At 67.3% G+C, this 25,596-nt stretch carries 17 protein-coding genes; 4 read left to right on the forward strand and 13 right to left on the reverse strand.

From position 1 onward, the window contains the following. The first annotated feature begins 25 nt into the window (after window positions 1-25). Window positions 26-2,380 (forward strand): TonB-dependent siderophore receptor, encoded by a 2,355-nt coding sequence (locus AB3147_RS23345; protein WP_367353103.1) that lies wholly within the window; start codon window positions 26-28, stop codon window positions 2,378-2,380. A gap of 48 nt (window positions 2,381-2,428) precedes the next feature. Here the strand turns inward: AB3147_RS23345 and AB3147_RS23350 are convergent, their stop codons facing one another. Beyond that, window positions 2,429-3,214, reverse strand: coding sequence for a hypothetical protein (locus AB3147_RS23350; protein ID WP_218342963.1), 786 nt, complete (start codon window positions 3,212-3,214; stop codon window positions 2,429-2,431). A gap of 211 nt (window positions 3,215-3,425) precedes the next feature. Here AB3147_RS23350 and AB3147_RS28315 point away from each other — a divergent pair, with 211 nt between their 5' ends. Then, a complete protein-coding gene (locus AB3147_RS28315; protein ID WP_438861004.1) occupies window positions 3,426-5,489 on the forward strand; it encodes a tetratricopeptide repeat protein in 2,064 nt (687 codons plus the stop codon). A 422-nt stretch (window positions 5,490-5,911) separates the two neighbouring features. Further along, complete coding sequence (locus AB3147_RS23365; RefSeq protein ID WP_367353104.1) at window positions 5,912-9,124, forward strand: autotransporter outer membrane beta-barrel domain-containing protein; 3,213 nt, start codon at window positions 5,912-5,914, stop codon at window positions 9,122-9,124. Window positions 9,125-9,204: 80 nt separating this feature from the next. On the opposite strand, the gene AB3147_RS23370 is transcribed toward AB3147_RS23365, so the two are convergent. The 12 genes from AB3147_RS23370 to AB3147_RS23425 form a co-directional block, all read right to left on the reverse strand. Beyond that, window positions 9,205-9,945 (reverse strand): hypothetical protein, encoded by a 741-nt coding sequence (locus AB3147_RS23370; RefSeq protein WP_367353105.1) that lies wholly within the window; start codon window positions 9,943-9,945, stop codon window positions 9,205-9,207. A gap of 75 nt (window positions 9,946-10,020) precedes the next feature. Further along, complete coding sequence (locus tag AB3147_RS23375) at window positions 10,021-16,116, reverse strand: autotransporter outer membrane beta-barrel domain-containing protein (protein WP_367353106.1); 6,096 nt, start codon at window positions 16,114-16,116, stop codon at window positions 10,021-10,023. Window positions 16,117-16,387: 271 nt separating this feature from the next. Next, window positions 16,388-16,747, reverse strand: coding sequence for a Rap1a/Tai family immunity protein (locus AB3147_RS23380; RefSeq protein WP_367353107.1), 360 nt, complete (start codon window positions 16,745-16,747; stop codon window positions 16,388-16,390). A gap of 84 nt (window positions 16,748-16,831) precedes the next feature. Further along, entirely contained in the window at window positions 16,832-17,350 is a 519-nt protein-coding gene (locus tag AB3147_RS23385) for a lipocalin family protein (protein ID WP_367353108.1), read from the reverse strand. A gap of 11 nt (window positions 17,351-17,361) precedes the next feature. Next, window positions 17,362-18,444: an SAM-dependent methyltransferase gene (locus AB3147_RS23390; protein ID WP_367353109.1), complete on the reverse strand. Its 1,083-nt coding sequence runs from the start codon at window positions 18,442-18,444 to the stop codon at window positions 17,362-17,364. 11 nt (window positions 18,445-18,455) lie between these two features. Then, window positions 18,456-19,223 (reverse strand): DUF1295 domain-containing protein, encoded by a 768-nt coding sequence (locus tag AB3147_RS23395; RefSeq protein WP_367353110.1) that lies wholly within the window; start codon window positions 19,221-19,223, stop codon window positions 18,456-18,458. Further along, window positions 19,220-20,494, reverse strand: a complete 1,275-nt coding sequence (locus tag AB3147_RS23400) for a class I SAM-dependent methyltransferase (RefSeq protein ID WP_367353111.1) — start codon at window positions 20,492-20,494, stop codon at window positions 19,220-19,222. The genes AB3147_RS23395 and AB3147_RS23400 overlap by 4 nt, the downstream gene beginning before the upstream one ends. Beyond that, window positions 20,491-21,267 (reverse strand): DUF1365 domain-containing protein, encoded by a 777-nt coding sequence (locus AB3147_RS23405; protein WP_367353112.1) that lies wholly within the window; start codon window positions 21,265-21,267, stop codon window positions 20,491-20,493. The genes AB3147_RS23400 and AB3147_RS23405 overlap by 4 nt, the downstream gene beginning before the upstream one ends. Further along, on the reverse strand, window positions 21,264-22,529 hold the full coding sequence (locus tag AB3147_RS23410) for an NAD(P)/FAD-dependent oxidoreductase (RefSeq protein WP_367353113.1): 1,266 nt from the start codon (window positions 22,527-22,529) through the stop codon (window positions 21,264-21,266). Before AB3147_RS23410 ends, AB3147_RS23405 begins: the two co-directional genes overlap by 4 nt. A gap of 2 nt (window positions 22,530-22,531) precedes the next feature. Then, a complete protein-coding gene (locus AB3147_RS23415; protein ID WP_367353114.1) occupies window positions 22,532-23,464 on the reverse strand; it encodes an acyl-CoA desaturase in 933 nt (310 codons plus the stop codon). A 117-nt stretch (window positions 23,465-23,581) separates the two neighbouring features. Then, the gene (locus AB3147_RS23420) at window positions 23,582-24,253 is read right to left on the reverse strand and encodes an anti-sigma factor (RefSeq protein ID WP_343737262.1); all 672 of its coding nucleotides are present in this window, start codon (window positions 24,251-24,253) and stop codon (window positions 23,582-23,584) included. Next, window positions 24,250-24,795, reverse strand: a complete 546-nt coding sequence (locus tag AB3147_RS23425; protein ID WP_175122623.1) for an RNA polymerase sigma factor — start codon at window positions 24,793-24,795, stop codon at window positions 24,250-24,252. The genes AB3147_RS23420 and AB3147_RS23425 overlap by 4 nt, the downstream gene beginning before the upstream one ends. A 214-nt stretch (window positions 24,796-25,009) precedes the next feature. On the opposite strand from AB3147_RS23425, the gene AB3147_RS23430 reads away from it, so the two are divergent. Then, the gene (locus AB3147_RS23430; protein ID WP_370633012.1) at window positions 25,010-25,555 is read left to right on the forward strand and encodes a DUF3455 domain-containing protein; all 546 of its coding nucleotides are present in this window, start codon (window positions 25,010-25,012) and stop codon (window positions 25,553-25,555) included. Window positions 25,556-25,596 lie beyond the last annotated feature (41 nt).

A 25,596-nucleotide genomic window follows, 5' to 3' on the forward strand; every position in this document is an offset into this window, starting at 1 on the left:
CTGGACGGCGCTCTGGTGCACGGCCATGGCAAGCGCCACCGCGGGCGCACAGTCCGCGGCCCAGACCGGCGCGGCACCGGCCTCTCAGGTGCGCACCGTCGCAATCGGCGCGGGCTCGCTCGACGCCGTACTGGCGCGCCACGCGGCCGCCGCCGGCGTGCAGATCGTCTATGACCCCGCCTGGCTCGCCGGCCGCCAAAGCCCGGGCATTTCTGGCGAGATGAACGTCCAGCAAGGCTTCGACCGCCTGCTCGTGGGCACCGGCTACCGTGCCGTACCCAGCGCTGCCGGCACCTACGCGCTGCAGGCCATGCCGCAAGGCGGCGTCACGCAACTGGCGCCCGTCACCGTCACCGGGGCGGCCCAGCGCGCCACCAGCGAAGGCACGGGCTCGTACACCAGCAATGCCGTCACCATCGGCAAGGGCACGCAGACGCTCAAGGAAATTCCGCAGTCGGTGTCCGTCGTCACGCGCCAGCAGCTCGACGACCAGAACCTGAACAGCCTGTCGGACGCGATGCGCAATGTCACCGGCATGACCGTCGAGACGCTATCCAGCGGCGGCAATATTTCCGGGTTCATCTCTCGCGGCTACTCGCTCGATTCGATCCAGGTGGACGGCATGCGCGCCCCGGCCGGCGCGGGCAACCTGTCGGCGGGATTCGACCTTGCCATCTACGATCGCATCGAAGTGCTGCGCGGCCCCTCCGGGCTCTACCAAGGGACCGGCGAGCCCGGCGGCAGCGTGAATCTGGTGCGCAAGCGTCCCATGCAGGAATTCGCCTTTGGCGCGCAGGCCAGTGTCGGGTCGTGGGACTACTACCGCGCCGTGGCCGACCTGAGCACGCCGTTCGATAGCGAAGGCAAGGTCCGCGGCCGTTTCATTGCCGCCTACGAAGACCGCGGGTCCTTCGTCGACCGCGTCAGTTCCGAGCGGCCCACGCTCTACGGCATCGTCGAGGCCGACCTGACATCCGCCACGACGCTGGCGGCGGGCATCACGCACCAGCGCTCCCGCGTTACGCCGGCATTCGGCTTGCCCGCGTACGCCGACGGCTCGCTGCTCGACGTGCGCCGCGGCACCAATCTCAGTGCCGAATGGAACCGCATCGAAGAAGAAACCACCGAGGTCTTTGCCGACCTGGAACACCGGCTGGATGGCGGCGGCTCCATGAAGGCAAGCGTCTTTCATCGCGACACCGACACCCCGACGCGCGTGACCACCTGGCCCAACCGCGCCGTCGATCCGGTCACCGGAGACACCAACCTCATCGCCTGGTCGTACCGCAACCACTGGAAAACCACTGGCGCGGATGCGCACGTGAACCTGCCGTTCGAGGCTTTCGGCCGCGAGCACAGCGTGCTCGTGGGTGCCGACTACAGCTATACGCGCAAGCAATTCAACTACGGCGGCGGCACGATCTTCCCGACCAACGTGAATGACCCTGTCATCAACATGCCGCAGCCCGAGATGGAACAGGTCAACGGCAACGACGGGCGCACCAGCGAATTCGGTCTGTACACGCGTGCAAACATCCAGGCGACGGATCACTTGAAGGTCATCGCGGGCGCGCGCCTGTCCTGGTGGAAGAACGACGCACGCAACGCCAACCAGTACTTCGGCGACTTCAGCCAGGCGACCACGCGCATCGACGCGCGCCCCTCCCCCTATGCCGGACTGGTGTACGAACTGACGCCGCAGCTCTCCGCCTACGCCAGCTACACCAGCATCTTCCAGCCGCAGACCGACATCGACGCGCAGGGCGATACGCTGTCGCCGCGCGTGGGACGCCAGATCGAAACGGGCCTGAAAGGCGCGTTCATGGACGGCGCGCTCAACGCGCACGCCGCCCTGTTCCAGATCGTGGACCGCAACCGGGCGATGAGCGACCTGAACAATCCGATGTACTCGGTGGCCGCGGGCAAGGTGCGCAGCCAGGGCTTCGAGACCGAGATCAGCGGATCGCCGTTACCCAACTGGGACATCGTGGCCGGCTACGCCTACACGCAGACCAAATACCTGGAAGCGAGCCAAGCCCAGGAGGGACTGTCGTACAGCACAATCACCCCGCGTCACGCCATCAACCTCTGGACCCGCTACCGCTTCACCCAGCCGGCGCTGGAAGGCTTCAGCGTGGGTACGGGCGTACGCTGGAACAGCGGCAACTATCTGCAAAGCGGCAACGTGCGATGGGAACAGGGCAGCTACGCGCTCGTCTCGGCACAGATCGGCTACCGCTACAACCGCCACGTCGAAGGCACGCTCACCGTCGACAACCTGTTCGACCGCAAGTATTACGAAAAGCTTGGCGGCGCCTCGCGGCAGAACTACTACGGCCAGCCGCGCAGCGTGATGCTGACGGTGCGGTATCAGTATTGAGGCAGGGCGGCGGGCGGACGTGCTGAACATCCGCCCTGCCGCACCTCGCTACCCTTCGGCGACCGCCGTTTCCCGCGCCTGTGCTTCGGGCGCGTCGTCGCCGGGGGGCAGGGCCAGGATGCGGTAGCAGATCGACATCGTCGTCACGGAGATCACGGTGGTCACCAGCATCATCAACGCGCCGTAGAGATAGGAGCCAACACCCGGTCCGTGCGGCATCCGCAGCAGATAGCTCCTGACCGCTTCCATCAAGAGCAGCAGCGGAATGGGCAGCAACGACACAGCCAGAAATCGCCACTTGTTGCCGCGGGTCAATGCAGTGATGCGCCGAACGTCCACGGTTCCCGTCAGTGCAGCTTGCGGCAGGGCCAGAAAGAAATGCCCCACGAAGTACGCCGGCAACAGCATCAGGACCAGCTGCAGCGCGTTGCCCAGCGGGGACACGCCCTCCGGGCCAGACATCAACGCGGCGACCACGATCTGCGCGATCGACAGGACGAACACAGAGGCTGAAAGGATCACCGCAACGATGAAGTACATCCGTTCTGGTTTGCCCGTGGCAATGCCTGCGCGGGCGTACTCGTTCAGCAGGATGCGGCGATGCCATGCGACTGCCAGCATCACCGGACACGCCGTGGTCACGAGCCATCCCGCCAGTTGCAGCAGCATGCTATGCCGCGCAACCGCCATCTGGTCCAGGTAAACGCCCAGGCAAACGCCGACGATCAGGATGGCCACCAGTTGCGGCGCCATTGCGAGTGTGCGCCCGCCATGGTCTCCCAAGTAGTCGAAGGTTTCGCGGATGACCCGCCATACCGGTAGTTTCTGCTGCACGCGATGCTCCCGCTTTTTTTCTGTCCGGCGCGATGCCGGAACCGCCGCGCCGTGGCGCGCAGCGGTCTGTGGATGTGTATATACCGGCTAAGTAACGGCCATCTTGACCCACATCTAAAGTGCCATGCGTCGGGCATGCCCCGGCGAGGCACTAGAATCTCCGCTCCACGTCCCCTCCTGTCCGGCCTTGACGCCGGCCGCTGGTATCCCCATGGCCCACGAGCCCGCAACGCCAACGCCGAAGGCAGACAAGCTGCTTTCCCTATCCCAGGCCCTGCAGCAGGCCCACGCCCACTGGAACGCCGGCCAGGCAAACCAGGCCGAGATCCTGTGCCGCCGCATCCTCGACGCATCGCCCGGACAGGCGGATGCGTCGCAGCTCCTGGGCCTGATCGCGCACGCCTACGGCCAGCCGGCGCTCGCGCTGGATCTGCTGCGTCAGGCATGCCGGACAGACGCCGCGCCCGCGGTCTACTTTGGCAACCTGGCCGAAGTCTGCCGGCAGCAGGGCCTGCTCGCAGAAGGCGAAGCGGCCGCGCGGCAAGCCACGAAGCAGGACCCCGGGCTGGTCATGGCGTGGAACAATCTGGGGATCATCCTGCAAGAGGCCGGACGCGACGCCGAAAGCGTCAATTGTCTTGAGCGGGTGGCGGAACTTCAGCCGCACAGCCCGAAAGCGCTCAACAACCTCGGCAACGCATATGTAGGCGTGAATCGCCTGGACGAGGCGCGCCGGCTGTACGTCCAGGCGCTCGCATTGCAAAGCGACTACGCCGAAGGACACAGCAACCTCGCCTTCGTGCTGGGTGAGCTGGGTGACTACGATGCGGCGGCCGATGCGGCGCATCGCGCCATCGCGTGCAACCCGCGCCTGATGAACGCCTACATCAATCTCGCGGGCATCGAAGCGGCGCGGTCGCGGCCTCGCGAAGCGCTGCAGTGGACCGAAGCGCTGTTGACCTTCGCGCCCAACCATCCGCAGGCGCTTGAACTGCGCACGCGCCTGCGGACGGCATGCGGCGCGCAGGCTGCAGCAGCCGAGACGCCAGCGACGTCAGCGGACACGGCATCAGTCGGGGCGCACCCGGCCGCAATGACAGCCCCAGCCGCAGCGCAGGCGCAAGACCTGCACGACTTGGCGCACCGCGTCCGCGCGTTGCTGACTGCGCGGCAGCACGCCGACGCCGAGCGTCTGCTGCGCGAGAACATGGACCCGCGCGGCGCGCCCGCCGCACTATGGCGGCTTCTCGGCCTGACGGTGAAATTTCAAGGGCGCGTCCAGGAAGCCGCCGACATTCAGACCATGCTCGCCACCGCCATGCCCGGCGACCTGTCCGCCCGGTTCGACCTGGCTGAAACGCTCTTGCTGCAAGGCGATTTCGAGCGAGGATGGCCGGAATACCGTTGGCGCTACAGTCTTTCCCATACCGCCGCCATGGACCGCAAGGTGCAGCGGCCGCGCTGGGACGGCAGCCGCATCGCGGGTCAGACGCTGCTCATTCATGACGAGCAGGGGTACGGCGACACGCTGCAATTCATGCGCCTGATCGACGCGGCCCGGACCCGCAGCGGCGCGCGTGTCGTGCTGGAAGTCCATCCCGACCTGCTGTCCTTCGCCCGGCGCCTCGTCGGCCCGGACGCCTTCCCGCGCGGACAGATCCCCCCGCCGTTCGACCAGCACTGCGAACTGATGTCCCTGCCCATGGCGATCGGCCTGCGCATGGCCGACCTGCCGGGCCAGGTCGGCTACCTGTCGGCCGATGCGGCCCGCGTCGAGAAATGGCGCAAGCGGCTGGCCGGCTTGCCACGGCCATGGGTGGCGCTGACCTGGGCAGGCAGACCTACGCATTCGAACGACGCCAACCGGTCTCTTGCCTTGGCGGACATGGCGCCCCTCGCCGTGCCCGGCATCACGTACCTGGCCATCCAGAAAGGCCCTGCCGCGGCCCAGGCCGCCACGGCCCCGGCCGGCATGAACATCGTGCCGCTGGATGCCGAGATCGCCGACTTCGAGGACACCGCCGCGATCCTGTCCCTGGCCGATCTGCTCGTCTCGGTCGACTCCTCGCCCGTGCATCTGGCCGGCGCATTGAATCGGCCCGCCTGGGTGCTGCTGCCTTTCCTGCCCGACTGGCGCTGGCTGTTGCAGCGGTCCGACTCTCCCTGGTATCCGTCGCTGCAATTGTTTCGCCAGCCCGCGCCGGGCGATTGGAAGCGGGTCATGCACGACGTGGGGCAGGCGCTGGCCACCCGGTTTCACCGCGGCCAGGCATGAACATGCGGGCGCAACCGGCGCCCAAGCCGGCGCGCCCGAAGTATCAACCGGAAAAAGGCCTGAATTTCGGCATTATTGCGGCCTTTGAGACCGCGGCATCGCCAGTAATGTGCGGGGTGAGATAGTACGCCCCAGCAAAAGGCCGCCTGTCTAGCCTCATACCCTGGCACCGGCCGCGCGGATAGTCCATAGCTCCAACGGTTGCCGCACATTCCAACCGAAATCGCCCCAGGCGGGAGCTTGCCTTGAAGCTGAAACACCGAAAAAAACGTACACCTTCTTTTCCCGTGGCATCCGCGCGAGCCGGCTCGAGGGCGGCGCCTGCCCGGTCGACGCAAATTCTGTCGGGTGTTTCCCTCGTGGCCGCCAGCCTGCTTCCCGGCATGGTCCATGCAGCGGGGTGCCTCACATTTGGGAACAATGTGACGCTCTTCGGCTCCACCGACTGCATCGAATGGACGGGCGGTAACTTTACGGTCACCGCGACCGGCACGCTCTCCGGTGCCGACATCGGTCTGCAAGCCTCCGGCACCAGCCCCGGCCGCACGCTGACGAACTCCGGCACCATCGTTGGCACACTGGCGGGCATGCAGAACGACGGCGTTCTGGCTCAGGTGCAAAACAATGGTTTGATCTGGTCCACCGGAACGGGCGTCACCGTGGCCGGCATCCGGAATACGGGGTCCGGAAGCATCACCAGCGTGGTCAACAACACGGGCGGCTCCATCGCCGGCGCACGTGCGGGGATCTTCAATGAGGGCAGCATCGCCACGATCAGCAATGCCGGGATGATCAACAGCAACAGTTCCTCCGGCGGGACGGTTGCAGCCATCTGGAACGATGGCGGAACGATCGGCAACCTGACCAACACCGGCACCTTGCAAAGCGCCAACATCGGCGGTGTCCTCTCTGGTTTCGGTGTGGTCACCGAAAACGGCGCCATCGAAACGCTGACGAACACCGGAACCATTGCCGGCATGGTGGGCATGCTGGTGCAGGGCAGCGGCCGGGTGGGCGCGCTGACCAATTCCGGGACCATCTCGGGCGACATCGCAGGCATCTTCATGGAGGCCAGCACGGCCGGCACCATCACCAACACGGGCCTGATCGTGGGTGCCCCCGGCAGTGCCATGGGCGGGACGATCGGTACCGGGATCAACCTTTCCCGCGCCAGCAACGTGAGCCTGCTCGCCAACAGCGGCACCATCACCGGCGGGGGTGCGGCGATCCAGCTCGATAGCGACAGCAGGATCAGTACGATAACCAACAGCGGTCTCATCGCGGGCGACGTGACCTCCAGCAGCACCATGGCCCTCGGCATCTCCGGCGGCAGGGGCAACGTCGTTGGCACCCTCACCGGCGCGAGCGGCGGTCTCGGCGTGGCCGACAAAGGCGTCATCAAGGTGACGGGTGCGAACCTGTTTTTTTCGGGCGGCAACCTGTTGCTGAACGATGACATCGCTGCGGCGGGCCGTTCCGTCAACAACTACGGCGCGACCCTTCAGATCAACAATCCCATCACCGTCACGGGCAACTACTCGCAGACCGGCGGTGGACTGGCCTTCAATGTCGTCGACACCAGCAGCTACGGCTACATGGATGTGAACGGCTCGGCAGCCATCAGCGGCGCCGCGATCAGCCTGGCCGGCACCGGGTTGGCGTTCGGTCAATCCTATACCGTCGTGCGTCCGACTGGCTCCAGCACCTACAACGACAACACGGCCTTCGTCTCCGTCAACAACGGCCTGCTCGCACGGCTGAGCAATGTGAACGGCGCGCTGACCGTGACACTCCTCCCCGACCCCAGCACCCACTACTGGGACGGCGCCAACACCACGCCGGACGGCACCATTGCCGGCGGCTCCGGCACCTGGACGGCGAACGGCACAAACTGGACCACGACCGACGGCACCACCAACTACCAGCTCGACCAGACCTATGTGCGCCCCGTGTTCGGCGGGACGGCAGGTACGGTGAAGGTCGATGGCAGCCAAGGTGCAATCGCGGTGACCGGCATGCAGTTCTCCACAGACGGCTACCGCGTCACCGGCGACGACATCGGGCTGGCGGCGCCCTCCTCGGCCGTTGAAGTCGATGCCAATGCCACCGCCATCATCGATTCCAGACTGACCGGGACCGGCGCGCTGGCCAAGACCGGCAGCGGCATGCTGATCCTGAACGGCGTGAACACCTACTCGGGCGGCACCTCGGTGTCCGCGGGCACGCTGGAGATCGGCGATGCCGCCCACCCCACCGCCAGCATCCTGGGCGACGTTGCCGTCGGCAACGCCGGCACGCTGCGCGGACATGGCTCGATCGGCGGCAATGTGACCAACGACGGCATCGTGCGCCCGGGCGGCTCCATCGGCACGCTGACGGTCCTGGGCAACTACACGCAGTCCCCCACCGGCACGCTGTTCATCGACGTCAGCCCCACGGCCGCTTCGCAACTGAAGGTGGGCGGCACTGCCACCCTCGCCGGCACGCTGAACGTGCTGTACGGCCCCGGCACCTACAGCGCAACGTCCTTCCGCATCGTCGACGCGGCAAGCGTCACCGGCCGGTTCGCTTCCGTCACGAGCAACGCGCCGGCAGAACTGGCGCAGAGCGTGCAGAGCCTGGCCGACGGCAGCACCCTCACGCTGGCCGCCGTTGTCAGCGACGGCGGCGATCCGGTCGTCATCGCCCCCACCAACGCCTCGATCTTCGGCGCTGTCGCCTCGGCCGCCATCCGCGAAGGCCAACGTGTGAACGACACGCTGCTCGCGCGACTGGGCCAGGACTGCGCCGACGCCGCGACAGACGCCAATTGCGCACGCCCGGGCCGCCAGGCGTGGGCCCAGATCGTCTCCAATACCGCGAACGTGCGCGGCAACGACGAAGCCCCCAGCTACAAGGATCGCCATTACGGCTTTCTGGCCGGCCTGGATCAGCAGGTTGGCGCGTGGACGCTCGGCGTCGCGGGGGGCTACAGCCACGTCGACGTGACCGAGGATGAGGCAACCGGCAAGATCGACACCCTGCGCATCGCAGGCTATGGCAGCCGCCGCGTGGGCGCCGTCACCATCGCCGCGACGGTTGGCGCCGCCTACGACTTCCTCCAGACGCGCCGGTCCTTCCCCGGCCCGGGCAAGGCCAGGGGCGACTCGGACGGCCAGGAAATCACGGCCGGCCTGCAAGCCAGCCTGCCGCTGGCTGCGGGACCCGTCACAATCACGCCCCGTCTCGGCCTGCGCTATCAGTACCTGCATACCGAACGCTTCAGCGAAACGGGCTCGACCAGCCAGAACCTGGATGTCGGCGCCCAGGACTTCAACAGCTTGCAGCCTTACGCGCAACTCGCCGTGGGCCTGCCCTTCAACATGAAGTCGGACAAGCCTGCCCTTGTCGAAGCCCGCGTCGGTTACGCCTACGAAACCCTCGACACCAACCGCGAGTTCCGTGCTACGGCGAGCGACGGCACCGGCTTCACGCTGCTCGGCGTGGCGCCTTCGCGCGGCATGTTCTCGGCGGGCCTGGGTCTGACGCTGCCCGTCAGCAAGGCCATGGACCTGACCGCCAGCTATGATCGCCTGTTCGACACCGGCAACGTGTCGGGACAGACGTTCCAGTTGCAAGCGTCGTACCGGTTCTAAAGCGCGGCGGCATTCGGGATTTCAGCCGCCCCGGCAAGCAACAAGGCCCACGCAATTGCGTGGGCCTTGTTGCTTTGAACTCAGGCAAATTCCCGCTTCGCCGTCCGCCGGCTGCGTCGGCGATACCACCACGTCAGCCCTGCCCATATGAGCGCCCACGCGCCCAAAATCGCGGCATAGAACGGCCAGAAAATGAAGGCGGAAACGTCATCCCACCCCGGCGCCGTACGCTTCAACCCGATGGGCGCGCTGATCTCCAGTTCGATCTGCTCGCCTTGAAGCGCTGGTCCAACCTCTTTCACCGTGAAGGTCAGATCCGACGCCCCCTTCGCCAGCATCGGAAATCCCGGCGCGGTCTCAAGCTGCGCGCCGTCGGCATGGCTTTCAGGCCAGAGCTTGCGATAGAAATGCGTGGCGCTGGAGCCACTGCGCGGCGCCGCGCTCACCACGATGTCCAGCCCCTTGCCATCGCGCACGCGGATTCGCACCGGCTCTCCGGGATTAACGTTGCGCGGCTTCGCGTCCGGCGCACCGATGCGCGTCGCGGGATCTCCCAGTTCAGGTCGGTCCCGGCCCATCGGACCACCGAAACGCGCCTCCATCCACAGCGGCGCTTCGCGGATGCGGTAGATCTCGGCCCGCGCCGTCTGGCCGGCCGTCAGCATGATCGGCGTCAGCGTCGCGTCGGCGGATGGTATGTAACGCCCCATACCAAATGCGAACCACCCCATGGCGGCCAGCCAAAGCCCCCAACCCACCGCCAACGACATTTTGAAAATCGCGCGCCACATATCAAGACTTCCCGGATTTGCGAGCGTCACAGCGTACCCGATCTGACGCGGGCAGTTTGACGCGCAATGGCAGGCTGCATGCAGACAAGCCCGGCGCCCCGCGCGTCAGAAAGGCACCATGACCTTCAACGTCCCGCTATTGCTGCGAACCCGCTCCGAAAACTGGCCGTCATATTGCAGCCGGAAGTCCACGCCCCCTGCCCGCGCCACATGCAGGCCCGCGCCCACCTTACCCACGACGTTGTCGATGGGCAGCGACGTATCGAACGATCCCGTGCCGGCCGGCGCGCCGCGCAGGCGGGCGGTCGACGTCCAATCGTCCTTGGACAGGAAAGACACCCCCGCGTACACGAACGGCCGCAGGATGGCGCCGTTGGGCAGCTCGGCGCGGCCGCCGAATTCGATCATCGGCGACAGCCCCAGGATGAACTGGTCGCTGCTGTCGACCGACAGGGCCAGCGGATTCGAGCCGGACTCCTTGTATCCCGGCATGCGGGTATAGCTGGCATCGAAGTCCAGGTAGGGCTTCACATACATCTTGTCGAACGCGAACGTGCGCGCGGCGCGCAGACGGGCGTTGAAGCCATAGACATCGGGACGGCTGGTCAGCGTGTCCTGGTATCCCGCGATGCCGATGTTGCGATCCATGTGATAGCCGCCGTAGCCGCCGCCCACCGCCGCCGAGAATACCCACTGGCCTTGCTCGCGCTTGACCACCGCGCCGACGTAGCCGCTGTCGCCATTGCCGCGCACGCCGCCGTCGGAAGCGCGCACCTTGCTGTTTTCGTAGGCCATCGAGCCGCCGACGAACCAGCCCGGGCTGACTTCACGCTGGCCGCCGAACTGATAGGTCACCGTGTCGTAGTCAAAGCCCGCCGTGCCCTTGCTGCCGTCCTGGTTGGTGTAGCGGCCCGTGACCTGGCCCCAGAAGCAGTTCTGCTCGCCGGGAAAGGCATCGACGCCGGTGAACGTGGGGCACGACATCATCGCGCCGGTGAATTGCCCCAGGTTGGCGGCCGACTGCACCGCCGGGGCGGCCGTCACACCCGGCGACAGGCTGGCCACGCTATCCCGGTAAGCGCCCGCGCCCTGGCGCGATATCTGGTCCAACTGCCCGAACAGCGGCGCCAGCGCGGAATTGCCGCCGGCATCCCAGATGCGCTGAAGCTGAGCCGCGACCTGCCGCTGGTTGGACTTCAGGCCCATCGACGGCGCATTGAAGTCCGCCCCCGCCACGCGGATGCGCGTGGTCTGGCCGACCTGGCGGGTGGCGTAATCGAAGACCGGGCTATCCACGGCATCCACGCTGCCTTGGGAATCGCCTTGCACCGTCAGCACCGTCAACTCGCGGTCCGGCAGCAGCGCGGCGGCAAGCACGTCGACCTTGCCGTTCAGATCGCCGTTGCCCTGCACCACCATCTGCGACGCGCGCATCTGGTCGAAATCCACGTCGGCGCGCAGGACGCCGCTTTGCGACTGCTTGAAATCGCCGCTGACGGTCAGGGTCTGGAACTGGCCCGGCGAGCCGATCACCACCAGTCCCGAGTTGGTGACGTTGGCCTGGTAAGCCACCGCCGCGTCGACCACACCGCCCGACTGCACGATGTAGTTGCAGGCGTCATAGGAATCCGTGTTGCCGCAATACACGTTGCCGGAGACGGTGCCGTAGACGTTGAAGGTGAGGAAGGATCCGGCCGCCGTGGAGGAATCGCCATTGAACGTCAACGCCGTGTTGGACAACGCACTGAGCGAACCGCCCGCATTGACGTTCACCACGTTGTTGCGCCCGCCCAGTATCCACACGCCTTTGCCGCTGTTCGTGCCGCCCGCCACGCTGCCGTTGATATTGACCGTGACGCTCTGTTCGCTTTGACCGCCCTGGCTCTGCGCCATGATGCCGGTTGAGTCCGACCCCGTCGCGCTCAGTGTTCCGCTCTGGCTGACGGTCACGCTGCCTGCATTGCCCGTGCTGCCGCCCACCGACCCGGCAAAGCCGCCTTGCGGTCCGCCGGCCAGCCCGCCCCCGCCACCGATTGACTGCGCGATGATGCCGTAGGAATTGGCGCCCGACGTCGAAAGCCGTCCGCTGTAGGACACCGACACGTTGCCGGCGGTACCGGAACTGAATGCGGTGGGCAGGAACCCGGCCGAGTTCGTGGTGATGAGTTTCGTCGTGTCGCCCAGGATGCCGCCGCCATCTGCGATGGACTGCGCCACGACGCCGTGCGCGCCGGCGCCATGCGTGTTCAGGGTGTACTGCAGGTCAAGGGTTACCGCGCCGCTGTTGGCATTGCCGCCGCCCAGCACCGTCGCGCCCACGCCGGTCGCCGTGCCGGACGACACGATCCCGCCGCCGCCGCCGATCGACTGCGCGATGACGCCGATGGCCCGGTCGCCATAGGTGTTCAGGTTCAGGCCGGTGGACGCGTTGATCGAACCGCCCGCACCGCCAAGGCCGTTGCTGCCCGCGTGCAGGCTGAACTGCTGGCTGCCGGGATTGGCGGCCGATGCCGTGCTGCCGGCCATCGCAATGCCGCCGCCGCCCCCGATCGACTGCAACACCAGTCCGTGCGCGCTGTCGCCGGTGGTCTGGATGGAGGCATAGCTGCCGCTGGTCACCGTGATGCCGCCGCCCGATCCTCCACCGCCACCCGTGGCCCCGACGCGCAGCGAACCATGCGCCAACGGCGATCCGGTGGCGCCCATGCCGCCGCCGCCGCCGATGGACTGCATGACGATGCCCATGGCGCCATAGCCGGCCGTGTTGAAGCTGTTGGTGCCGTTGCCGTTCAGGAACGCCACGATGCTGTTGCCCGCACCGCCGCTTCCGCCCGAACCGCCCACGGAAATCGACACGTTGGACGAAGAGATGCTTGAAGACGCGGTCGATGCGCCGCCCGACCCGCCACCGCCACCGATGGATTGCAGCACCGCAGCGTCTGCGTAGTCCCCGAACGTGTTCGTGGAAGCGCCGATGCTCGCGGCGTTGGAAGTGGTTCCAATCGCGCCGCCATTGCCCCCGGCGCCGCCGTTGCCGCCCACTGACACGTTGAACTGATACGTCGTGCCGGAATCGCCCAGCGATTCCGACGAATTGTTCTCACTGGTTCCGCCGACCGCACCGCCCAGGCCTCCCGAGCCGCCAATGCTCTGCACCAGCAGCCCGTCCGCATCCGCGCCATGGGTGGTGACGTTGCCATCGCTGTTCAGGTTGATCGAGCCACCGTAGCCGCCGCCGGAACCGCCACGACCGACGGACACGGTGCCTCTGACATCGGTCGAGCCGTCTTCGCTTTCGCTATTGACGGCAAGGCCCACCTGACCGCCTTGCGATGCGCCGCCACCGCCACCGATGGACTGCACCAACACCGCGCGCGCGCCGTCGCCGTGCGTGACGATCGTGCTGGCGGGATCGACGGTGAGCGCCGCCGTGCCGCCCTGCCCGCCCGCGCCGCCGCTGCCGCCCACGTTCGCCGTGATGGATACGTTGGCGTCCACATTGGGACTGCGGCCTGTGGCCGAGCCCACGCCGCCCGCGCCCCCGCCGCCGCCGATGCTTTGCACCACCAGCGCGTTCGCGGAGTCGCCCCACGTGGTGATGGTGCTGCCCGCCAGGCTGAGCGTGGCGTTGCCGCCGTAACTGCCGGACCCGCCGCTGCCGCCCACCGTCGATTGCACGGTGCCGCCCACGGAGTCGCCCGTGCCGACCAGCGTCGACAGCGCCGAGGCGCTGCCGCCCAGGCCGCCGCCGCCGCCGATCGATTGCACCAGCACGCCCTGCGAATTCGCCCCATAGGTCGTCAGGATCGAATTATTGATGGCCGATGACGCCGTGCCTCCCGCGCCGCCGCTTGCCCCGGAGCCGCCCATCGCAAAGGTCACCGCAACGCCGAACGACGCATCCTCGTCCGGCACGGCGATCGCCAAGGCTTTCGCCACGGAGGCGCCGCCCGCTCCGCCCCCGCCGCCGATGGACTGCACGACCACGCCGTGCGCGTCGCCATTGGCGGTGCCCGACGATCCGGTCGTCAGGCTTGCGTTGGATACATTGCCCGCTGCGGTGCCGCCCGCCCCCCCGCTTCCGCCGGTGCCACCCACTGCGACCGACATGGCAAACCCGACGCTGGCGTCGTAGGAAGACGCGGCGCCGCCGGTCCCGCCGCCGCCGCCGATGGATTGCGACACGATGCCGTACGCATGATCGCCGCTTGTGTTCAGGGTGTAGCCGTTCAGACCCACGGTGGACGCGCCGCCGTTACCGCCGCCGCCGCCCTGGCCGCCGATGACGGCGACCCCGCTTGCCGCACCGCCGTCCCCACCGCCGCCACCGATGGACTGCCCCAGCATCCCGATCGAGCCCGCCCCGCTGGTGCTCAACGCACCGGACTGGCTGACGTTGACCGTGCCGCCGGACACCGCGGTGCCGCCCGCGCCGCCCAACGCGACGATGCCGCTGCTGACGCCCGCCGTTCCGCCGCCGCCGCCGATGGCCTGCGCCGAAATCCCGTGCGACGACTGCCCGGTCGTCGAGATGGACGACTGGCTGTTGATCGTGACCGAGCCGCTGGCTCCGCCGATGCCGGCATTCGCACCCGCGTTGCCGAACAGTTCGAAGTTGGCCGTGGTGGCGCCACCGATGCCGCCCATCGACTGGCCGAGAATGCCGATGGAGTAATCGTTCAACGTCTGAATGGAACCGCCGGTCGTCGTGACCGTGACTGCGCCGCCCGCGCCACCGCTGCCGGCATTCTCGGGCGTGAAGTCGATGATGCCGCTGCTGGTTTCGACGCCGCCGCCCGCACCGCCCAGGCTGCTGGCCGAAATGCCGGTGGACTGCAAACCATTGGTCCGGATGCTGGCATTGCCATTCATGGCGACGCTCACCGTGCCGCCATTGCCGCCGACCGCGCCATTGCTGTCCTCGCGGCCCGCGCCGCCGTTGCCGCCTTGCGTGATGACGCTGACGCCGGGGATGTAGTTGCCGGAGGTTGTGATCGACGATCCGCTGTTGAGCGTGACGCTGGTCGTGGTGCCCCCATTGCCGCCGCCGTATCCGCCGACCTCGCCGCTGGTGTTGGTGATCGTCTGCGGACCCATCCCCCCATTGCCGCCGAGCCCGATGACGACAATTCCGCCGGACACCTGCGACAGGCTGGCGGGTTGGACCGTTGACGAGCTCGCCACGGATACCTGTCCGTTGTTCACGACCGTCATCGCGCCGAACTGGCCGCCGGTGCCGCCGTTGTCGCTGCCGTCCTCGGACGTCATGCCGTTGCCGCCCTGGCTCAGCACAGACAGGCCGCGCACGCTGCTCAGGGCCGACCCGCTGACATTCACGGATACGTTGCCGCTATTGGTGATGATCGTAGGGTTCGAGGCATTGGCCGTTCCGGCGCTGGCGCCGCTGCCGTTGTCATGCCCCCCATCGCCGCCGATGGATTCGGCGCCGATGCCCCACGCATAGCGCCCCCCTGAGCCGCTGACCGAGACCGTGCCCGTGTTGCTGATATTGACGATATTGCTGTTGCCGCCACCGCCGCCGTTCTGATCCCCCGTCGCCGCGCTGTCCTGATTCCCGCCCACCGCGCCAATGCTGGCGCCGTAGAGGCCGACGCCGCCATATGGCAGGTACGACACACTGACGTTGCCGCTATTCGTGATCGTCACGGCGGAACCGTCGCCCCCCCGGCCGCCGTTGCCCCCGCCGATCACCGTCTCATTGGCATTGGCGCCAATGCCGCCGACCGACGCGCCATAGATGCCGAACTGCGCGCCCGAATCGGCCCATATCCCAGGCCCGCTGCCCTGGGTGCTGGACGTCGGCGAGTTCTGCACCGTGATCGTCCCGCCGTTGTTGTTGACGGTGATGGTGCCGCCGTTACCGCCATTCGTCGCATTGTTGCTGGTATCGCTGGATCCCTCGCCGCCCGTCAGGCGAATAAAGATGCCACCCTGCGGGGCGCTGGGCTGCAACACCGCGCCGTTGTTGATCACCGTGTAGTTGCCGCCATAGCCGCCGACGTTGTCGCCGGTGCCGGCGCTGGCGGTATTGACCACGCTGACCTGCGCGCCGGCCCCGCCCTGGCTGGAGGAAATGGTGCAGGTGGTGGAATTGGAGGGGTTGGTGTCGACCGATGGGCAACTCAGCGCCGCGGCTGCCGGTTGCACCATGACAAGTCCCACGGCCGTGACGGAGAGCATCTCGCGCCAATCTGGCGGACGCAGCAGCGAACGGCGCGGTTCGAGGCCCCCCAATGCAGCGGCTCTGGCTCGCAAAGGTCGCTTTGCAGTCGGCTTGCCCATCGTCATCCCCTCGGCGCAAACCCGTAACAACGGGCCGCATAAGTTTTCTGATTTTTTCGGCTTCGGGATTTTTACCAGGGACGCGTGCCTTTGCACAGCAATGTTGCACTTCGGTCAGGATGCTGCCGGGGCGGCGCCAATGCATTGGTGCGCGCCAACAACGGTGGCCTTAACGGCAAGGAAACGAACGCGCCAGCGCCTCCCCAACCAGCGGTCCGGCGTTCGTTTTCAGGCGGCTGTGTGGCAACGCAGTCAGATAGCTGTGCACCCTGTCCTTCAACTCATGCGGCAGCACGCCCGTTCGGGTGCACCAGAGCGTTCCTTGCGTTTGATCGGCGATCCCGCTCACATAGGCCTGCGCATACGCCGACGAGAACTGGCGGCCCAGCGAGGCATCGCGAATCTCCGACGGCATTTTTCCTTCCATGGCGGCGACCAGGTCGGCGCCGGAAAAATGCCAGGTCCGGACTTCCTGCGCCTGGCTTGCCACCGAGGCAGACAGCATGCAGATCAGCGCCACGCGTCTCATTGTCTTCGTTCCTATTCGCCACGACATGGGCAATGGAGCGAAGGATAGCGCAGGCGGGAAGGCGGCCGCGACTGCCCGTCCCCATCACCGCTCGCAACGCTGCGGCACCTTGCGCGGCGCTTCCGTGTAACCCAACGCCGTCACCTTGCTCAGCAGATCGGCATAGACCGCATCGTCCAGGCACGGCGCCCGGGCCATGATCCAGACGTAATCGCGCTTGGAGCGGCCAACGATGGTGATCTGGTACGACTCGTCCAGATAGGCGATGACGTACTCGGCCTTGATGGGCCAGATGAACTGCATGCCCCACACCGCATTGCCGGTGCCGGGCCGCACGGTGGCCACCGGGTGCATGGTGTCGATGGGCGCCTCGAAGCTGCCATCGCGGTAGCGGAAATCCGTCTGCACGCGGCCGTCCGGCAGCAGCCGATAGCTTTCCACGGCGTCGTACGCGTTGCGCTCGGGCCAACTGGGAATGTGGGCGATTACATACCAGTCGCCCATGAAACGGTTCAGGTCCACGTGAGCCACCGGCGGCATGGGCGGCGGCGACGCGCAGCCGGCCAGCAGGGCCGTCACGCCAATACACAGGTTTCGCAACATGATGGTTCTCCTCAAGGCCGCGTGTAGCGGTAGTGCGCCACGCCCCACTGCTGGCCGTCGTCATAGCCAAAGAGCTCGGCGCAGGCCATCCAGAACATGCGCCAGCGCTGGTGCCACAAGCGGGCCAAGGACGGGCCGTAAGCGTCTGCCAACGCCGCCCGCGCCGTTTCCCGGCGCGCGTCCTGGTTGGCTAGCCAGTGGTTGGCGGTGCGGGCGTAATGCGTCCCGTCGAGAAACCAGCGCTCCTCAAGTCGCAGGTCTTGCTGGAAGTGCAGCAACGTCTGCGCCGACGGCATGATGCCGCCAGTAAAAAAGTGCCGACCCATCCAGTTGCCGGCGCCGTCGGTCTCGAACGGATAGGCGCGCTCGCGGTGCGCGAAGATGTGCACGAACAACTTGCCGCCGGGCCGCAGCCACTGCGCAATGCGTGCCATCAGATCCTGGTAGTTGCGCATGTGCTCGAACATTTCCACCGAAACGCAGCGGTCGAAGGCGGCGGCAGGCAGCGCCAGCACGTTGACATCGCAGGTCACGACGCGCACGTGCGACCAGCCGCGCTCCCGGCAGCGCGCCTCGATGTGCTGGCGCTGGGTGGCCGAGTTCGACACCGCGGTGATGCGTGCGTTGGGAAAGCGCTCGGCCATCCACAGCGTCAGCGACCCCCAGCCGCAACCTAGCTCCAGGATGTCCTGGCCGTCAGCCAGCTCGGCGCGCTCGCCATACAAGCGCAGCATGGCGGTTTCGGCCTGGTCCAGCGTTTCGCTGCCCGTCGGGTAAAGGCAACTTGAATATTTCATGCGCGCGCCCAGGCAAAGCTGAAAGAACGCGGTCGGCAATTCGTAGTGCTGGGCGTTCGCGGCATCGGTGTGGATGGCGACGGCGCTGGTGCGCAGGCCGGCGATAAGCTGGCGGTCGCGCTCGGTCCAGGCCTCGATGCCACCGGCGTATTCCTGCGCCAGACGCTCGGCGCAGAGGCGCCGCATGCCCAGGCGCACGAACCCATCGGGCAGCAGGCCGCGCTCGGCCAGGCCGAGCAGACCGGGCGCGGGGCGGTCGGTGGGCAACGGAGTGTCGTGCAGCGTCGCGGTCGTCATGGCATACCTCGTCAGGATTTCGGGAACCAGGGAAAGAACGCCGGCGTGCGGCGTTGGTAGTCGCGATAGTCGTCGCCGCGCGTGCGCAGCGCCTGTTGCTCGGTGAACGGAATGCCGCTGATCCAGCGCAGAAATACATACATCAGCACCGGCCCCAGCCACGACAACCATGCAAGCGGCGATCCCCAGGCCAAGGCGACGTAGGCGAACCAATGGCACCACTCGAAGAAGTAGTTAGGGTGCCGCGAATAGCGCCACAGGCCGACCCGGCAGGTCAGGCCGCGGTGAGTGGGGTTGTCGCGGAAGTGGTCGAGCTGGCGGTCGGCAATCACCTCGCCCGACAGGGCGGCCAGCCAGATCAGCAGGGCCAGCGCCACGGGCCAGCCCTGCGCCGGGCTGGCGCCCGCCGCCAGGAAGGGCAGGCAGAACAGCATCACCAGTCCGGCCTGGAACATGAACAGGCCGAAGAACTTGCCCTGGTGACCTTGCCAATGCTCGCGCAGCGCACGATAGCGGCCGTCCTCGCCTGCGCGCACGCGCCGCCACAGATGCCAAGCCAACCGCAACGACCACACCCCAGCCATCAACGCCAGCGCGAGCCTGGCGGCAAGACTGCCCGCGCCAGTGGCGGCGATCAGCAATGCCGCCGCGCCCATGCCCAGCGCCCACACCACGTCGACGATGCCGGCGTTGGCGCGGCGGCGCTGCCAGCGCCAAGCCAACGTCATGGCGCCAATCATGCCCAGCGCAATGCAGAACCATTGTTGCCAGACCGTCATGGCGCCTCCCGCACCCAGCGCTCGCCCTCAGGGCGCGCCTGCGGATGCGTCAGCAGCAGGTGCGCAACGCCGATGGAGCGTTCGCGAAAGCCGCCTTCGCAGTACGCCAGGTAGAACTCCCACAAGCGGCTGAAGCGTGCGTCGAAGCCTTGCGCCCGCACCTCGGGTTGCCGCGCCAGGAAGCGTTCGCGCCAGACTTGCAGCGTGCGCGCGTACGACAGACCGAAATCCTCCAGGTGCACCAACGCCAGATCGCAGGCGCGGGTCTTGGCGCGCAGCATGGCATCGATGGACGGAATGAAGCTGCCCGGGAATATGTGGCGCTTGATGAAATCCACCGAGGCCAGCGCCTGCGCATAGCGGTGGTCCTCGATGGTGATGGCTTGAATCAGCGCGCGGCCACGCGGGCTGAGCAGACTGGCCACCTTGGCGAAATAGGCTTCCAGGAAATTCGCGCCAACGGCTTCGATCATCTCCACCGACACCACCTTGTCGTACTGGCCTTGCAGATCGCGATAGTCCCGCAGCACGACGCTGACGCGGTCCTGCAGGCCGGCGGCGCGCACCCACTCGACCGCCAGGTCATGCTGCTCGCGCGAGAGCGTGGCGGTGGTGACGTGGCAGCCGTAATGACGCGCCGCGTGGATGGCCAAGCCGCCCCAGCCGCTGCCGATCTCCACCACGCGATCCGAGGAACGCAGCGCCAACTTGCGGCAGATCGTCTCCAGCTTGCGATGGGACGCCGCCTCCAGCGTGTCATCGCCGTCAGCCCACAGCGCGGACGAATACATCAGGTCGTCGGACAAGAACAACGCAAAGAACGGATTGCCCAGGTCGTAGTGGGCGGCGATGTTGCGGCGGCTGCCGTCGCGGGTATTGCGGTTGCCGGCATGCCAGCGACGCAGCGCCCATCCCGCCAGCCGCGCCAGCCCCGACTCCATGGCGTCCAGCGTGTCGCGGTTGCGCACCAGCAGGCGCACCAGTCCGACCAGGTCGTCGCAGCGCCACAGGCCGTCGCCGTAGGCCTCGCCCGCGCCAATGCTGCCTTGCGCCGCCACCAGCCGGTAAAAGCCCAGGTCACTGACCGTCAGGCGCACGCACGGCTCGCCGCGGCCCAGCGTGACGCTGCCCAGCCCGTCTTCGATCAGCAGCCGGCCATGGTCCAGTGCCGCCAGACTGGCAAACAGGCGCTGGCGCAACAGCCGCTCCAGCGGACTGGCGCGACGGCTGGCCGCGACCGAGGCATGTTCCGAGGGCGTCATGGGTTTCATCGCGGTTCTCCGTTGGGCGTGCGGGGATGGTCGTAGACGGGATTGCGCTTGAGCCACAGACGCAGCGCCTGCCAATGAATGGCGCCGACGACTTGCAGCGTCATCAACGGGTAGCGCCACAGCAGGCGCGCCAGCCCCGCGCCATCTAAGGCGCGGCGCTGCAGATCCAAGCGCGCGTCAAACTGCGCCACGCCTGCCCGGCTGACCCGCATGTGCACCCGCAGGTCGTCGGCGGGCAGGTTGAAGCGCCAGTCATAGGCGCAATCCATCGGCAGGAATGGCGATACGTGGAAGCGCTTGTCGAAGCGCCAGGCCAGCGCGTCGCCCTCGCGCTCGGCGGCGGTGGCCGGCAGCACCACGCAATGGCGCTGCTTCCACGGCGTATTGGTGATCTCGGCCACGATGGCCGCCAGCGTCTGGCCATCCGCGTCAAAGCAGTAATAGAAGCTCACCGGATTGAAGACGTAGCCGGCGTAGCGGGGGTGCGCCAGCAGTCGGATGGGCCCGTCCGGCATGTCTCCCAGATGCGCCCGCAGGCGTTGCCGAACCGCCTGCGCCAGCGGCAGGCCTTCGCCGGCGTCGAGATAATCTGCCCTGCGCCACTGCGCCAGATTGGGGCGCTCTACCGACCACAGCCAGCGATCCTGAAACACGCGGTCGATCTCATCCAGGTCCAGGTAAAGCTGCGCCATGCGGTAGCCGAAGCCATGCGCGTGCGGATGGTGGCGCCGGTGAGTCACCCGGCCTTCGTAGACGGCGCTCTGGTGGATCATGCCGCCTCCCTCTCCCGCACCCGCGGCTGTTCCTGGATGCCGCGCACCACGTCCAGCGCGCTCGCCACGCCGTCTTCATGAAAGCCCCAGCCCCAATAGGCGCCGGCGTACCAACTGCGCCGGCGCCCCGATATCTCCGCGCGGCGCGACTGCGCGGCCACGGCTTCGTGGGTGTACACGGGGTGGTGATAGCGCATGCGCGCCAGCACCGTGTCCGGATCGATGGCATCGCTGCGATTCAACGTCACGACGAAGGGCTGCGGCGACCTGATGCCCTGCAGCAGGTTCATGCAATAGCTGACAGAACACGGCGCGTCCGGATCGGCCGGCACGTAGGCGTTCCAGGCGGCCCAGGCCTTGCGCTGATGCGGCAACAGGCGCGCGTCGGTGTGCAACACCACATCGTTGTCCTGGTAGGCGATGGCGCCGAGGACCTCGCGTTCCTGCGGCGTCGGGTCGGCCAGCAGCGCCAGCGCCTGATCGCTGTGGCAGGCGAAGATCACTTCGTCATGGTGGTCCTGGCCATCGGGCGTCATGACCTGCACGCCGCCCGGCAGGCGCCGGACGGCGCGCACGGCGCAGTTCAGCCGCTCGCGCACCGCCCATTGCCGGCGCATGGCGTCGATATAGCGGCGCGATCCGCCCTGCACCACGCGCCACTGCGGCCGGCCGCTCAGGCGCAGCATCTGGTGGTTCGCCATGAACCGCACCAGGTATCGCGCCGGAAACGCCAGGATGCGCGAGGCCGGCGATGACCACAGCGCCGACGCCATCGGAATCAGATGGTCGGTGCGAAACGCCTCACCGTAACGGTGTTGCGCCAGGTATTCGCCCAGCGTAGGGCCCGGCTCCGGCGCGCGCAGCAGCGCGGGCGCCTCGCGGTAGAAGCGGATCAGGTCGCGCACCATGCCCAGGAATCGCGGCGACAGCAGGTTTCGCCGCTGGCAGAACAGCGTGTCCAGCGAGGCGGCGTTATAGGCAAGACCGTCCGCTTCCTTGTGCACCGAAAAGCTCATGGTGGTGGGCTGCGACGCCACGCCCAACTCCTCCAGCAGCGCCGTGAAATGCGGGTAATTGAGCGGGTTGTGGACGATGAATCCGCTATCGACCGCATAGCGCCGGCCGCCCTGTTCGACCCTGTGCGTATGCGTATGCCCGCCCAGATAGTCGTTGGCCTCGTACAGCGTGACATCGTGGTCGCGGCCCAGCTTCCAGGCGCAGACCAGTCCCGCGATGCCCGAACCGATGATGGCGATGCGCATGCTCACTCCTTGGCAGCGGCCAGCGCCCAATCCGGCACGGCCTTCAGGTCCCAGATGAGGCCGGTGGCGGCCAGCAGGCGCAGGCCGTACCAGGTGATGTCGATCTCGCGCGGACGAAAACCCTGACGCGCCGATCCCGGATAGAAGTGATGGTTGTTATGCCAGCCCTCACCGAACGTCAGCAGCGCAAGCCACACGTTGTTGCGGCTGTCATCGGTGGTGTCATAGCGCCGCTTGCCGTAGCGGTGCGCCAGCGAGTTGATGGTGACGGTGGCGTGGAACAGGGCCACGGTGGAAATGAAGAAGCCCCACACCAGCATCTGCGGCCCGTCCGTGCCCAGGCCGGGCGCCACGCGCGCCAACAGCGCCCCCAATCCGTAGCACCCCACCGCCAGCGCCAGCGGCACCGCGGCGTCAAAGCGGTCGAGCCAGCGCAGTTCGGGGAAGCCGCGCAGATCCGGCACGCGCGCAAGGTCGGTGGCGAAGGCGCGGCGTGTCAGGAACCAGCCCATGTGGCTCCACCAGAAGCCGTGATGGCGCGGAGAATGCAGGTCATGCGCATCGTCGGCATGGCGATGATGGTGCCGATGGTGGGCCGCCCACCACAGCGGACCGCGCTGCGCGCACGATGCTCCCAGCACGGCGAACACCCACTGCATGCCCCGCGACGTGCGGAATGTGCGATGCGAGAAATAGCGGTGATAGAAGCCGGTCAGAGCGAACATCCGTACCGCGTAGAGCGCCCCCGCCAGCGCCACCGCAACCGGCGAGACACCGGTCCACAGCACACCCAGGCAGCCGGCGTGCAGCAAGGCGAAAGGCAAGGCGCGGGTCCAGTCGATGCGATCGGGATCGCCGCCCGGCGCGTCCTGCGCCTGCGTATCGACCCAGCGCCGCATCGAAGCGGTCCAGCCGGTAAGAATGGAGCGCATCATGCTGTCCTGTGGGAAACGTAGGGGGATATACGGTCCCGGCACAGCATCGGATGCGTAGGTGAAAACCCTGGTGCGGCGCGGGCCGCGGCAAGCGCGCGGCCCCGCTCAAGAAGCGGCTCAGATCTTGAGCACGTCGCCCTTCATGATGACCGGGCCGGTGGGCTTGCCCGACGGCGACCCGCCCGGCGGTTCGAGCGTGATGGCCAGGGTCTGCCCGCCTTCCAGGCCTTGGGCGCGCGGCAGCGCCGTCTGGCCATCGGGGGCCACCACCCCGACGGATATCGGCGCCTGTCCCGGCGGAATCACCCAGAGCTCCAGGGCCTTGCCGTCGGCGCGCGAGGCCAGATCCTGCAAGGCATGCACGTGCAGGCCGCCGCGCTCGTCGGCGCGCACCACCAGCATGGCCTGCGCCTCGGGGCTTTGCAGCACCGCCATCAGCTGCGTGCGCGCGGCGCGGTCAACCTGCATCGGGTAGATCGCCACCCCTGCCACCAGCAGGGCCGCCAGCGCGCCGCTGACCACGCGCCAGAATGCCAGGCCCTGCCAGCCACGGCCGCCCCCCGGCTTCAGGCGCGATTCGATGGCGCGCCACACGCGGCGCGGCGGCACCCGGGCCGGCAGCGACCACAACAGGGGGTAGATGTCGTCTTCCCATTCGCGCACCTGGCGGCGCAGGTTGGCGTCGGCGGCCATCAAGCCCTCGAAGCGGCGGCGTGCGCCCCCGCGCATGGCGCCGGCCACGTAGTCCGCGGCAAGCCGCTCGCGCAGTTGAGGATTGGTGTAGTTCATGACAGACACCTCTTGAGCCGGTCCATGCCGCGCCGCACCCAGCTCTTGATCGTGCCCAGCGGGGCCTCGAGGCGGCGGGCGATCTCGCTGTGGCTGAGGTCGTCGAAAAAGGACAGCGCGATGGCCGCGCGTTGCTGACCTTCGAGCTGTTTCAGGCAGTCCGCCAGACGCTGGCCGTCCTGGTCGCGTTGCAAGCGTTCGAACGGGCCGGGCGCGTCATCGGCCCAGGCCTGCGTCAATGCGCCGTCGGCATCTGGGCGTTCCAGGTCCGGTCGGCGGAGCATGTCGATGCAACGGTTGCGCACGATGCGCGTCATCCAGGTCATGACTTGGCTCTGCTCCGATGAATAGCGGGCGGCATTGCGCCAGATATTGATGAAGCTGTCCTGGAGGACTTCCTCTGCCCAGTCGCTTCGCCGCAATATACGTACCGCGAGCGCGAACAGATGCGGGGAAGTCTGACGATAGAGTTCCGCCAGCGCGGACTCCTGGCCGCGAGCGCACTCCTGTATCAAAGCCTGCAGACGAAGCGGATCGGGCATGGCGGCTATCCGAGGTCACTGGCATTCAGGCCGCGCGACGACAAAACGGCGCTCGGGGGATGGATGTCTTGCAGCGGATGATACAGGCAAGTCCAGGCCGCGAAATATTTTCCGCGGCCTGCATCCAACTGCGGCTCCCGCGTGTAGTACCTGCAACGGCGCGCATTCCGTGCGCCGTATCCGCAGCGTTTTACTGCGCAGGAGACCGCTCATGATGACTCGCCACACCCCCGCCAACGGCCTTTTCGCGGCCGCAATGCTGGCCGCTTGCGGCATGCTGCACACCTCCCCGGCGCTGGCCGCCTCGCAAGACGCCCTGCCCGCTTCTGTTCAGGTGCCCGCCGGCCACAAAGTGGCATGGGAAACCGTGGGCACGGGCGACATCACCTATGAATGCCGCGCCAAGGCCGACGCCAAGGACCAGATGGAATGGGTGTTCGCCGGTCCGAAGGCGGTGCTGAAAGACCGCCAGGGCAAACAGGTCGGCACCTACTATGGCCCGCCCGCCACCTGGGAAGCCGCGGACGGCTCCAAGCTGACCGGCACGCAGGTCGCCGTGGCGCCGGCAGGCGCGGGCAACCTGCCCTATCAACTGGTCAAGGCCAACCCCGCCATGGGCGCCGGCGCCCTGACCGGCGTCACGTATATCCAGCGCACGGCGCTCAAGGGCGGCGTGGCGCCGCAGACGCCTTGCACGAAGGCCGGCGAACGCAGCCAGGTGTCTTACCAGGCCGACTACATCTTCTGGAAGGCCAACTGACACCGGGCAGGCACCCCCCTGGCGGCAACGGGACTCCGGTA

Origin of the sequence: Achromobacter animicus (genome assembly GCF_040775605.1) — a bacterium.
Classification (GTDB): Bacteria; Pseudomonadota; Gammaproteobacteria; order Burkholderiales; family Burkholderiaceae_B; genus Achromobacter; species Achromobacter animicus.